The organism is Marinovum sp. E3 (assembly GCF_055755275.1).
Map to the genome: position 1 here is coordinate 1,023,691 of NZ_CM146908.1, position 11,864 is coordinate 1,035,554.

Genomic DNA, 11,864 nt, shown 5'->3' on the forward strand with positions numbered 1-11,864 from the left:
ACGGCGCTCACAGGCGCTCGATGATCGTTGCGGCCCCCATGCCGGACGCAATGCAGAGCGTGGCGAGACCCACGCCCTTGCCGCTGCGCTCCAGCTCGTCGAGCAGGGTGCCGATGATGATCGCGCCGGTGGCGCCCAGCGGATGGCCCATGGCGATGGCGCCGCCGTTGACGTTGACCTTGTCATGATCGACATCGAACGCCTGCATGAAGCGCAAGACGACGCTGGCAAAGGCCTCGTTGACCTCGAACAGATCGATGTCGGAGATCGACATCCCGCTGTCGGCGAGGATCTTCTCGGTCACCGGCACCGGGCCGGTCAGCATGATCGTCGGATCGGTGCCGATCTTGGCAGTGGCGCGGATGCGGGCCCGGGGCTTGAGCCCATGCGCCTCGCCGAATTCCTTGTTGCCGATCAGCACGGCGGCGGCGCCATCGACGATGCCCGAGGAATTGCCGGCGTGGTGGATGTGGTTGATGCGCTCGAGATGCGGATATTTCATCAGCGCCACGGCATCGAAGCCGGGCATGGTTTCGCCCATGTCCTTGAAGGCGGGCTTGAGGCCGCCAAGGCTTTGCATGTCGGTGCCGGGACGCATGTATTCGTCCGCTTCGAGGATCGGCAGCCCGTTGACGTCGCGCACCGCGACAACGGATTTGTCGAACCGCTTGTCCTGCCAGGCGGCGGCAGCGCGCTTCTGGCTCTCCACCGCCAGCGCATCGGCGTCATCGCGGGAAAAGCCGTATTCGGTGGCGATGATATCGGCCGAAATGCCCTGCGGCACGAAATAGCTCTCCATCGCCAGCGACGGATCGACGGCAATCGCCGCGCCATCGCTGCCCATGGCGACGCGGCCCATCATCTCGACCCCGCCGGCGATATAGGCCCGGCCGGCGCCGCCGCGCACCTGGTTGGCGGCTAGGTTCACGGCTTCCATGCCGGAGGCGCAGAAGCGGTTGATCGAGAGGCCGGGAATGCGTTCGTCAAGATCGGAGGCCAGCACCGCCGAGCGCGCCAGGCAGCCGCCCTGTTCGCCCACCTGGGTGACATTGCCCCAGATCACGTCCTCGACGGCATGGCCGTCAAGCCCGTTGCGGTCCTTGACCGCGTTCAGGATCTGGGCCGAAAGCCGCAGGCTGGTCACCTCGTGCAGGGAGCCATCCTTGCGGCCCTTGCCGCGCGGGCTGCGCAGGGCGTCGTAAATATAGGCGTCGGTCACGTGCATCCTCCTCAGGTGGCCCGGTCGGCAGGCGAGCCGGGCATCAGGTCATAGGGGGGCTTCCACCCCGGTGTTTCGGAAAGCCGGCTGAGCCAGGCGTCGATATTGGGCCAGTCGGCCCGCTCGAAGCCGAAAGGCTCGGGATAATAGAGATAGCCGCAGCAGCTCAGATCGGCATTGGTGAGGCCCGCGCCGACGATCCAGTCGCGGCCGGCCAGATGGGCATCGAGCACCCCGTAAGCGGCCTTGAGCCGGCCCTGCATGAAGGCGATCACCTCGGCCGGGCGCCGGTCTTCCGGCAAAAAGTTCATCAGGAAGCGCAGCGGGCCGTTCTGGCCGGACAGCTTGTGATTGTCCCACAACACCCAGCGCAGCACCTCGCGCGCCTCTTCCGGCGTGGCGCCGCCGAACTTGCCGGTCTTTTCGGTGACATAGGACTGGATCACGCCGGACTGGCTGAGCCGGATGTCGCCATCCACCAGCACCGGCACCTCGCCCATGGCGTTGATGGTCTCGCGGTATTCCGGCGTGCGGGCCGCGCCATTGAAGAAATCGACATAGACCGGCGTCCAGTCGAGGCCGGAGAGTTCCAGCGCCAGCGCCGCCTTGTAGGCATTGCCGGATTCGCCGAAGCAGTGGAGTTTCATGGTCATGTCTTCCCATTCCTGATCTGGTCGCCCCTGGCGGGCGTGGCACTGGCGTATTTTTCAAAGAGAAGAAGCAGCAGGGGGTAACCCGTTGTTAAGGTTAATCGGCGAGGCTCGAAGCTGCGGTACAGGCTGGCGAGCCGATGACCGCAAGAGGAGAAGCCCCGTCGCCCCGCCAGCAGCCCGCCGCGGGTCCGGGCCGGGTGACGGGGTGGACCTCCCTTTCGTGTTTCTTCTCTTTCCAAATACGCCTTTCTGCGGGCGGTTCGGGCCCGCGTGACCTTGGACGCTGTCGCGCCGGTCGCTGTCACCTGCCGCGCCCTCATCGCTTCCGCGCATCCAGGTCCGAGTTGAAGAGCTGCAGCCTGTGGGTCAGCGCCTCGTTGTCGGTGATGCTGTCGAAATGCTCGAAGACGAAGGACAGCGCCTCGCCCTCGTCGAGACCGGCGGCCTCGGCAAAGCGGCGCAGCCGGCGATAGCCGTCTTCGGTCATTGCCGCGTTGAACCGGCGGGTGAGGCGAAAGCGTTTGGGCATCGGGCGGTCCTTGGTCTGAGAGGTCGGGTGGGGGGTGTTCCCCCACCGTATTTTCAGAAGTTCTCGGCCGCCAGCCCCATCACCGGCGCCGCGCCGGTCTCGATCCGCACCAGATGCGTCTTGGTCATCGGCAGTTGCCGCGCCATGTAATAGCGCCCGGTGGCGAGCTTGGTTTCGTGGAAGTCGCGGTCGGCGGTGCCGGCGGCCAGCGCTGCCTGCGAGGCCTTGGCCATCCGCGCCCACATCAGCCCGAGGCAGACATGGCCGAAGAGATGCATGAAGTCATGGCTGCCGGCCAGCGCCGCGTTGGGGTTCTTCATGCCCTGCTGCATGAAGAACATGCCGGCCGCCTGAAGATCCTTCGACGCGGCTTTCAGCGGCTCAACGAAGTCCTCGAGATCCGCGTCGTCGGCGTTCTCCTTGCAGAATCCCTTGACCATGTCGAAGAAGCCCATGACGTGTTTGCCGCCGTCCTGCGCCAGCTTGCGGCCGACGAGGTCGAGCGCCTGCACACCATTGGCGCCCTCGTAGATCATCGCGATCCGGGCGTCGCGGGCAAATTGCGACATGCCCCATTCCTCGATGTAGCCATGGCCGCCGTAAACCTGCTGCGCGGCGACCGTGCAGTCAAAGCCCTTGTCGGTGAGGAACCCCTTGATCACCGGCGTCAGCAGCGAGATCAGCCCCTCGGCCTGCGGGTCATCGTTGCGGTGCGCCCGGTCGATCAAATTGGCGCCCCAGAGGCCAAAGGCCCGCGCGCCTTCGACAAAGCTCTTCTGGTCGAGCAGGTTGCGCCGGATGTCGGGATGCACGATCAGCGGATCGGCCGGGCCATCCGGGTTTTCCGTGCCGGTCACCGCCCGGCCCTGAAGCCGGTCCTTTGCATAGGCCAGCGCATTGTCATAGGCCACCGCGGCCTGGCCCAGGCCTTGCAGGCCGACGGCGATGCGCGCCTCGTTCATCATGGTGAACATCGCCCGCATGCCCTTGTGTTCGGTGCCGAGCAGCCAGCCCTTGGCACCGTCGTAGTTCATCACGCAGGTCGAATTGCCGTGGATGCCCATCTTTTCCTCGATCTTGCCGACCGAGACGCGGTTGCGGTCGCCGAGGCTGCCGTCGTCGTTCACCAGGATCTTGGGCACGATGAAGAGCGAGACGCCCTTGATCCCTTCGGGGCCGCCGGGAATTTTCGCCAGCACCAGGTGGATCACGTTGTCGCTGAGGTCATGATCGCCGGCCGAGATGAAAATCTTCTGTCCGGTGATGGCGTAGGAGCCATCGGCCTGCGGCTCGGCCTTGGTGCGCATGAGCCCGAGGTCGGTGCCGCAATGCGGCTCGGTCAGGTTCATGGTGCCGGTCCAGTCACAGGTGACCATCTTCGGCAGGTACATCGCCTTTTGCGCCGCCGTGCCATGGGCATGGATGGCGGAATAGGCGCCATGGGTCAGGCCCGGATACATCTGGAACGCCATGTTCGATGCGGTCAGCATTTCGCCCACCGCGGTCTGAACCAGGTATGGCAGCCCCTGCCCACCATACTCCGGGTCACAATCCAGGGCCGTCCAGCCACCTTCACGCAGCTGATCGAAGGCTTGTTTGAACCCCTTCGGCGTGCGCACGACGCCGTTCTCCAGAGTGCAGCCTTCGGTATCACCCACCACGTTGAGCGGTGCGAGCACATCGCGCGCGATCTTGCCGGCTTCTTCCAGCACCGCGCTGGTGAAATCAGCATCCAGCTCGTCATAGCCGGGCACATCCTGCGCCGGTGCGTTCAGCACCTCGTGCAGAATGAATTGCAGATCCTTGGTAGGCGGTGAGTAGCTGGGCATCTGGGTCTCCCTGGGGGTCTTACATGGCCGCTATTCTGCGGCCTTCTTGTGAGCGGACATCGAGGCGATCATCTTTTCGCCCCACTTCAACTGGTCCTTGAGGTCCTTGATGTTGGCGTCGAGTTCGGCACGCTGGCGCTCCAGATCGTCAAGCCGCTTGCTGGCAAGCTCGTAGGTCTGGCGCAGCTGCGTCTGCTGCTGATCGCCGATATCGTAGAGGTCGAGAAGCTGGCGGATTTCCTCGAGCGAAAACCCGAACCGCTTGCCGCGCAGGATGAGCTTGAGCCGGGCCCGGTCGCGGCGGGAAAACAGACGTTTCTGCCCGTCGCGTCTGGGGAACAAGAGTTCCTTGGCTTCATAGAAGCGGAGAGTTCTTGGAGTGACCTCGAATTCATCGCACATCTCGCGGATTGTCATCGTTTGTTCTGTCATTGGTAGCACCTGTTGATCATCGTCGACCAAGGTGCAGTTGCAAATCGCACCCTCTGCCTACAATGGGAAAAATGGGTGACGTAACCCAAACGCTACGTCAGTTTCAGGGTGACGTAAGATCACTGCGCATCACCCTACGTCAGCGCAACATTCTAACCGCTTTGAAAAGGGCCGGAGGCCGCTTCGGCCCCGTCGTTCAAGGTCTCTGCGGTCTCTTTGCGAAGGTCGCTCAGCTCGCGCATCGCGGCGTCGAGCTGTTCTTTCTGCTCGGCCAATGCGATCAGCTGACGGTCGGCCATATCGAGAAACACCCGCATCTGCGCGCGGGTGCCTTCGTGGTCGTAGATCATCAGCCATTGCCGGCATTCCTCGAGCGAGAAGCCAAAGCGCCGGCCGCGCATGACGAGTTCCATCCGCGCGATTTCGCGCGGGCCGTAAAACCGAGAACGGCCTTCGCGCTCTGGCGAAAGCAATTCGATATACTCGTAATAACGCAAGGTTCGTGGTGTGACGTCAAACTTGGCGCACATCTCCTTGAAGCTGAGCCTTGTCTCGCTCATGCCGCATTCCCCCGGTTGCTCTGCTGCCTGCCTCACACCGAAACACCACCCCCAAGGCGGCTTGCGCTCCGGGCATCGGGCCATCCGCGGACAGATTAGGCCAAAAAGGGCGGGGGGCGCAATGACCGCTCGCCGCTTGCAACCGGTGAGCGGGAATGCGCATAAATCGGAAACACTGCAAGGACAGAACATGCCGACCGACAAGACTTCCTTTGCCCGACAGTTCATCGGCAGCATCCCGCATTCACGCGAGCTTGGCATGACGATCACCGAGGTCTCGGACGGCAAGGCCGAGATCGCCATGGGATATGACACCCGCTTTGTCGGCGACCCCGAAACCGGGGTGATCCACGGCGGCGCGGTCTCGGCGCTGATGGACACCTGCTGCGGCACCGCGGTGATGAGCCATCCGCAGGTCGGCGGCGCCACCGCCACCATCGATCTGCGGATCGATTACATGCGGGCCGCCACCCCGGGGCAGACGATCACCGCGCGGGCGGAATGCTACCATGTCACCCGGACGGTGGCCTTTGTCCGCGCCACCACCTACGACGAGGATTTCGACCGGCCGGTCGCCACCGCAACCGGCGCCTTCACCGTCGAGAAAAGCTGAGCCCCGAAACCGCCTGACCCCGAGGTCGCCCCATGCCCCAGAACCGCCGTGAACCCCTGCAACAGGTCAAGCACCGTCGCGACGCCGCCCTGCGCGCCCTGGCCGGCGGCATTCCCTATGCGCAATACCTGGGCATCACCTTCGACCGGCGCGGCGACGAGTTGACGGCGCTGCTGGCCTATGACGACAAGCTGATCGGCAACCCGATGCTGCCGGCATTGCACGGCGGGGTGACGGCGGCCTTTCTCGAGGTGACGGCGATTGTCGGCCTGTCGTGGTCGTTCATCTGGGAAGACATGGAAAGCGGCGCCCTGCCGCTCGAGGAGGTCGAGGCCGGCACATTGCCGCGCCTGCCCAAGACGATCGATTTCACCGTCGATTACCTGCGCTCGGGCCTGCCGCGCGACAGCTATGCCCGCGCCCGGGTGACCCGTTCGGGCCGGCGCTATGCCAGCGTGCACGCCGAGGCCTGGCAGGACAACCGCAACCGGCCACATGCCCAGGCGACCGGGCACTTCCTGATGCTGCCCCGTGACTGACCCGGCCACGGGCCCGGCGCCGGGGCCCGCGCCGCTGACCCATCGGCGGGTGCTGAAGATCTCGCTGCCGATCATGGTGGCGGCGATGACGACGCCGCTGATCGGGGTGGTCGATACGGGCGTGGTAGGCCAGATCCCCGCCGCCGAACCGATTGCCGCGGTCGGTGTCGGTGCGGTGATCCTCTCGGCGGTCTACTGGATCTTCGGCTTTCTGCGCATGGGCACCACCGGGCTGACCGCGCAGGCGGCGGGGCAGGGCGATAGCGCCGAGGTGGCGGCGCTGCTCACCCGCGGGCTGATGATCGGCCTGGCGGCGGGGGTGATGTTCATCCTGCTTCAGCCGCTGCTCTATCCGCTGGCCTTCGCGGTCTCGCCGGCCTCGCCGGAAGTCGAAGCAATGGCGCGCGACTACATGCAGATCCGCATCTGGTCGGCGCCGGCCGCCATCGCCATCTACGGCATCTCGGGCTGGCTGATCGCCCAGGAACGCTCGCGTGCGCTGCTCGGGCTGCAACTCTGGATGAACGGCGCCAACATGGTGCTTGACGTGATCTTCGTGCTGGGCCTCGGCTGGGGGGTCAGCGGCGTGGCATTGGCCAGCTTCCTGGCGGAGTGGAGCGGGCTGGCCATGGGGCTCTGGATGTGCCGCGCCGCCTTTCGTCACCCGTCCTGGCGCGACTGGGCGCGGGTCTTCGACCGGGTGCGGCTCAAGCGGATGGCGGTGGTCAATGCCGACATCATGATCCGCTCGGCGCTGTTGCAGGCAATCCTGGTGAGCTTTCTGCTCTTTGGCGGCCGTTTTGGCGATGCCACACTGGCGGCCAATCAGGTGCTGCTGCAATTCCTCTACGTGACCGGCTATGCGCTCGACGGTTTCGCCTTTGCCGCCGAGGCGCTGGTCGGCCAGGCCTTCGGCGCCGGCGCGGTAGACAGGGTCCGGCGCGGCGCCGCGCTCACCACGCTCTGGGCGACGATCACCGCCGGGCTGCTGTCGCTCCTGTTCTGGCTGTTCGGCCCGGCCTTCATCGACATCCTGGCCAAGGCCCCCGACGTGCGGCTTCTGGCGCGCGAATTCCTGCCATGGATGATCGCCGCGCCGGTGATGCAGATCGGCCTGACCATGCTCGACGGCATCTTCATCGGCGCCACCCGGTCGGCCGACATGCGCAACATGATGCTGCTGGCGGCACTCTGCTATCTCGCCGCGGTCTGGTTGCTGACCCCGGTCTGGGCCAACCATGGCCTGTGGCTGGCGCTGCATGTCTCCTTTGCCGCCCGCGGCCTCAGCCTCCTGGCGCGGTATCCGGCGCTGGAGCGGGCGGCCCATGCCGTAAGCGCCGCCCGGTAGGCAGGCTGATCGCGCCGCCACCGGGGCTGAAGCCGCGGAAGGATCAGCCCGCCACCGTCTCCCGGATCACCCGTTCCAGCTTTTCCAGCAGCTTCCGGTTGTCAAAGCGGTCCTCGGCCACCTGCCGGGCCTCGGCGGCCATGGTGGCGCGGTTCCCGGCGGTCATGGCGCTGCGGATCGCATCGGCAAAACCGGCCTCGTCGTGCTCGTCCACCAGCCAGCCGGTGCGGCCTTCGTCGACCGCCTCGGGAATGCCGGCATGGCGGGTCGAGACGGTCAGGCAGCCGCAGGCCATGGCCTCCTGGATGGCGGTGGGCAGCCCTTCGGTGTTGCCGTTGGCGGCGGTGATCGAATGCTGGAGAAAGAATTCGGTGCCGGCCAGACGGTCGCGCACCGCCTCATGCGGCTGGGCACCGTGGAAACTCACCCTGGCCTCGGCTCCGGCTTCGGCCACCAGGGCCCGGGCCGGCGTGAGCAGGGGGCCGTCGCCGATGACATCGAGATGCGCCCCCGCCAGCCCCTCGCTCGCCTTCAGGAAGGCGCGGAGGGTCACCAGCGGCGCCTTCTTCTCGACCATCCGCCCCACTGCGAGGCACGAGAGCGGGCGTTTCTCGGCGGGCCGGAACAGCCGCACGTTCACCCCCGAAGGGATCACATGCGCATTGGGATGGGTGACGCCGCGCGCCGCCAGATTGTCGAGCAAGAATTGCGAGACCGAGAACACCCCGGCCAGCCGCGGCATCATCTTGGCATAGGCGCCGGGGATATTGCCCTGGTTCAGCGCCTTGGAGGCATCGGTGCCGCGAAAATAGGAAAAGCAGGGAATGCCCATCTCGTTCGCCAGCGGCGCCACCGCCAGCGCCTGGGTGCCGAACTCGGCCAGGATCCCCTCGATCCGCTGCGCTTTCAGAAAGGCCTTCAGCTCGCGTTTGGCCTGGCCGAACGGCAGACGCCCGGTGCCGTGGCGCAGCCGGTTGACCCCGACGGCGAGGGGCATCATCAGCCGGTCGGCCAGCCCGATGTCGCGGCCGCGCCGGTTGAACCAGGCCACGTCATAGGGATTTTCGCCGTGATAGCGGCCGCAGACCACCGCCGCCGCGCCGCCGAAGATGTGCTGGATATGACGGTTGATGAAGGTCTCGCCGGGCAGGTGATACTCACCGGTCACGATGCAGATGCGCATGGGCGCGGGGCCTTTCCTTGGTTCCGCGCCTGCCTAGCAGCGCCCCCCGATTGCCGCAAGCGCGGCCTTAGCGATCGCTCTTGAAGACCCCGGTCAGCGCGCTCTGCACGATGCCGCGCACCGAGGGGCGGGTCTTGACCCCGAAAGGCACCGGGCGACAGACATCCATCGCGGCGACGCCGACCCGCGCGGTCAGCGCCCCGTTGACCATGCCCTCGCCAAAGCGCCGCGAGAGCTTGCCCAGCAGCGAGCCGCCGAGCAGCGGCTCGAGCATGTCGTCGCCCACCGCCACCGCGCCGGTGGCCACGATATGCGCCATCACCGCCTTGGTCAGCCGCCAGCTGCCCAGCGTGCCCGAGCGGCCGCCGTAGATCTCGGCGATGCGGCGGATCATCCGCAGGTTGGAGGTCAGCGCCGCCACCACGTCGGCCAGCGCCAGCGGCACCACCGCCGTCACCGTCGCCACCTGCCGCGCCGCCGCCTCGACCTCGCGCCGGGCGGCGGCATCGAGCGGCGCCAGCAGGTCAAGCTCGACCTCCCCGAGCATGGCGTCGGCGTCAAAGGCATCCTCCATCCCGTCGCGCAGCTTGTCGCGGCCCCAACGCGTGTCCTCGCGCCCGGCGTAGAAGGTCAGGAGATCGGCGGCCACCGCACGGGCGGCCTTGAGATCGGAATTGGCCAGTGCCTCATCCGCCCGGAGCCGCAGCCTGTCGATCCGCCGCAGCCGGCCGAAGGCGGCGACCTCCTTGAGCGAGATCAGCACCATCACCAGCAGCAGCGCGGTGATCAGCGCGGTCACCGCGTAGCCCAGGATCGGCTGCCGGTCGATCATCGCGGTGGCGAAATCCCAGGCCGCGACCGAGACCGCAGCGCCGATCACCGCCCCCAGCAGCCCCCAGAACCAGCGCGCCAGCCGCGACGGCCGCCGCGCCGCCAGCACCGCCGCCGTCTGCATCGCCTGGCCCTTGGGCGTCGGCGCGCCCAGTTCGGGCACCGGCGGCGCCTCGGCGGGCGAGGGGGTGTCTTCGTCAAGCTCGATCAGCACCGGTCCCTTGCTCATGTCTTGGCCTCCCAGGCATAGCGCACGTCGGGCAGTTGCTCCTGGTTGCCCGCGCCGTCGCTGCGCGTCACCTCGGCAAAGCCTTCGCGTTCATAGAATTTCTGCGCCCCGGTGTTGCGCTGGAAGGTCCAGAGCTCGAGCCGGTTCGCCCGGGCCTTGGCGTCGTCGAGCAGCGCCACCCCGACCCCCTGGCCGCGCTCCGGCGCCGCCACGAAGAGCGCATCGATCTCTTCGCCATTGCGGGCGATAAAGCCCAGGATGCGGCCGTCGCCGCTCTCGACCACCCGGACCCAGCCCTTGTCGATCATCCGGCCGCAATGGGCCACGTCCTGCGCGCCGCTGTGCAGGTTCGGCTTCCACGGCGGCGTGTCCATGGCTTCGGTCAGGATCGCGGCGATCTTGCCGGCGTCGGTCGAACGGGCGTCTCGGATGTCGGGGGTCACAGCTTGTCTCCGATCAGGAATTGCGCCGCCCGGTCAATCCGGATGTGGGGCGGGCCGTCGCCGGGTTTGAGTGTCAGCGGCGCCGGGGCGAAGCGCATCGCCTGGAAATCGCCGTCGAGCCAGCGCTCGGCGCCGTCGCGCGCCGGGCCGAGCAGGGAGTTCGGATCCTCCGGCAGTTCGCCGGGGTAGAAGGCCGCCTGCCGGCCGCCGTCGAGCAGCGCGCCGCGCACGCAATCGAGGCTGCGGCCCTTGTGGGCGAGGGTCTGTTCGGTGGTGGCGCGCAACGCCGCGATCGACATCGCCGCCGTATCGGCGCCGGCAAAGCGCGCCCGGTCGCGGGCGTCGCGGGTCAGCGCCTCCATGATCGCGGTCAGCCGGGGGTGCTGGACGTGGTGCAGGTGATCGGCCTTGGTGGCGGCAAAGAGGATCTTCTCGACCCGCTTGCCCATCAGCAGGCGGGTGAGGAAATCGTTGCGTCCGGGGCGGAAGGCCGAGAGGATGTCGGCCATCGCATGGCGCATGTCCTCGACCGCCTGCGGCCCCTTGTGGATCGCGCCGAGGGCATCGACCAGCACCACCTGCCGGTCGATCCGGGCAAAGTGATCGCGAAAGAACGGCTTCACCACTTCGCGCTTGTAAGCCTCGTAGCGGCGCTCCATCTCGCGCCAGAGCGCCTTGCGCGGGGTCTCTTCCGGCTGCGGCAGCGGCGCGAAGGTCAGCACCGGCGCGCCGGCCAGATCGCCGGGCAGCAGGAACCGCCCCGGCGTGCAGTCGTAGTATCCGGCGTCGCGGGCGGCGTTGAGATAGGTGGTGAAGCTCGCCGACAGCGCCTTGGCGACCGGCTCCCCGGCCGGCTGCGTCGCGTCGGTCTGACCGGAAAGCACCAGAAAATCAGCAGCTTCCGAGCGCCCCTTGATCCGTTGCATCACCTCTTCCGACCATTCGGCATAGCTCTTGTCCAGAAGCGCCAGGTCAAGCAGCCATTCACCGGGATAATCGACGATGTCGAGGTGGATGACCCGCGGCCCCTGCAAGCCCGAAAGCAGCCCGCCGGGCTGCACCTTGAGCGAGAGCCGCAATTCGCTCACCGCCCGGGTGCTTTCCGGCCAATGCGGGCTGCGCGAGGTCAGGTCGCCCAGATGCGCCTCATAGTCAAAGCGCGGCACGGTATTGTCGGGCTGCGGCTGAAGATAGGCAGTGAGCAGCCGGCCCTCTGCGGCGGCGACCAGCCCCGGCATCCGCCCGCGATCCATCAGATTGGCCACCAGCGACGTGATGAACACCGTCTTGCCCGAGCGCGCCAGCCCGGTGACGCCCAGCCGGATCACCGGCTCGAAGAAGGTGCCGCTGACCGTATCGGTCACCGCTTCGACGCTGCGCAACACACCATCGGCCAAAGTATTGATGACCAAACCTGCCCCCTCGTTCTGACTGTTCCAGAGGATAGGCGCCGCGA

At 66.7% G+C, this 11,864-nt stretch carries 13 protein-coding genes; 3 read left to right on the forward strand and 10 right to left on the reverse strand.

Annotated features, from left to right (window positions below; translation table 11 throughout):
• Positions 1 to 7 precede the first annotated feature (7 nt).
• From AC0J5K_RS05025 to AC0J5K_RS05050, 6 genes are all read right to left on the reverse strand, one after another.
• Positions 8 to 1,219, reverse strand: coding sequence for an acetyl-CoA C-acetyltransferase (locus AC0J5K_RS05025; RefSeq protein ID WP_048533881.1), 1,212 nt, complete (start codon positions 1,217 to 1,219; stop codon positions 8 to 10).
• Positions 1,220 to 1,230: 11 nt separating this feature from the next.
• Entirely contained in the window at positions 1,231 to 1,872 is a 642-nt protein-coding gene (locus AC0J5K_RS05030) for a glutathione S-transferase family protein (RefSeq protein ID WP_274564862.1), read from the reverse strand.
• A gap of 316 nt (positions 1,873 to 2,188) precedes the next feature.
• Positions 2,189 to 2,401 carry a hypothetical protein gene (locus AC0J5K_RS05035; protein ID WP_274564864.1) on the reverse strand — a complete coding sequence of 71 codons (213 nt, stop codon included), beginning with the start codon at positions 2,399 to 2,401 and terminating at the stop codon, positions 2,189 to 2,191.
• Positions 2,402 to 2,454: 53 nt separating this feature from the next.
• Positions 2,455 to 4,230 (reverse strand): acyl-CoA dehydrogenase C-terminal domain-containing protein, encoded by a 1,776-nt coding sequence (locus AC0J5K_RS05040; RefSeq protein WP_274564865.1) that lies wholly within the window; start codon positions 4,228 to 4,230, stop codon positions 2,455 to 2,457.
• A gap of 30 nt (positions 4,231 to 4,260) precedes the next feature.
• The gene (locus tag AC0J5K_RS05045; RefSeq protein ID WP_048532449.1) at positions 4,261 to 4,662 is read right to left on the reverse strand and encodes a MerR family transcriptional regulator; all 402 of its coding nucleotides are present in this window, start codon (positions 4,660 to 4,662) and stop codon (positions 4,261 to 4,263) included.
• 152 nt (positions 4,663 to 4,814) lie between these two features.
• Complete coding sequence (locus AC0J5K_RS05050; RefSeq protein ID WP_074834784.1) at positions 4,815 to 5,222, reverse strand: MerR family transcriptional regulator; 408 nt, start codon at positions 5,220 to 5,222, stop codon at positions 4,815 to 4,817.
• A 190-nt stretch (positions 5,223 to 5,412) separates the two neighbouring features.
• Between AC0J5K_RS05050 and AC0J5K_RS05055 the strand changes: the two genes are divergently transcribed.
• The 3 genes from AC0J5K_RS05055 to AC0J5K_RS05065 all read left to right on the forward strand — a co-directional run bounded on the left by AC0J5K_RS05055 (position 5,413) and on the right by AC0J5K_RS05065 (position 7,722).
• Entirely contained in the window at positions 5,413 to 5,835 is a 423-nt protein-coding gene (locus tag AC0J5K_RS05055) for a PaaI family thioesterase (RefSeq protein ID WP_074834786.1), read from the forward strand.
• 32 nt (positions 5,836 to 5,867) lie between these two features.
• Positions 5,868 to 6,374, forward strand: coding sequence for a PaaI family thioesterase (locus AC0J5K_RS05060; RefSeq protein WP_048532446.1), 507 nt, complete (start codon positions 5,868 to 5,870; stop codon positions 6,372 to 6,374).
• Positions 6,375 to 6,447: 73 nt separating this feature from the next.
• Entirely contained in the window at positions 6,448 to 7,722 is a 1,275-nt protein-coding gene (locus AC0J5K_RS05065) for an MATE family efflux transporter (RefSeq protein WP_274564912.1), read from the forward strand.
• A 43-nt stretch (positions 7,723 to 7,765) separates the two neighbouring features.
• Here the strand turns inward: AC0J5K_RS05065 and AC0J5K_RS05070 are convergent, their stop codons facing one another.
• The 4 genes from AC0J5K_RS05070 to AC0J5K_RS05085 all read right to left on the reverse strand — a co-directional run bounded on the left by AC0J5K_RS05070 (position 7,766) and on the right by AC0J5K_RS05085 (position 11,820).
• Positions 7,766 to 8,905 (reverse strand): glycosyltransferase, encoded by a 1,140-nt coding sequence (locus AC0J5K_RS05070; protein ID WP_274564872.1) that lies wholly within the window; start codon positions 8,903 to 8,905, stop codon positions 7,766 to 7,768.
• Positions 8,906 to 8,972: 67 nt separating this feature from the next.
• Positions 8,973 to 9,965, reverse strand: coding sequence for a YcjF family protein (locus tag AC0J5K_RS05075; RefSeq protein WP_274564873.1), 993 nt, complete (start codon positions 9,963 to 9,965; stop codon positions 8,973 to 8,975).
• Positions 9,962 to 10,408 (reverse strand): GNAT family N-acetyltransferase, encoded by a 447-nt coding sequence (locus AC0J5K_RS05080; RefSeq protein ID WP_274564874.1) that lies wholly within the window; start codon positions 10,406 to 10,408, stop codon positions 9,962 to 9,964. The genes AC0J5K_RS05075 and AC0J5K_RS05080 overlap by 4 nt, the downstream gene beginning before the upstream one ends.
• Positions 10,405 to 11,820 (reverse strand): YcjX family GTP-binding protein, encoded by a 1,416-nt coding sequence (locus tag AC0J5K_RS05085; RefSeq protein WP_274564875.1) that lies wholly within the window; start codon positions 11,818 to 11,820, stop codon positions 10,405 to 10,407. Before AC0J5K_RS05085 ends, AC0J5K_RS05080 begins: the two co-directional genes overlap by 4 nt.
• Positions 11,821 to 11,864: the final 44 nt, after the last annotated feature.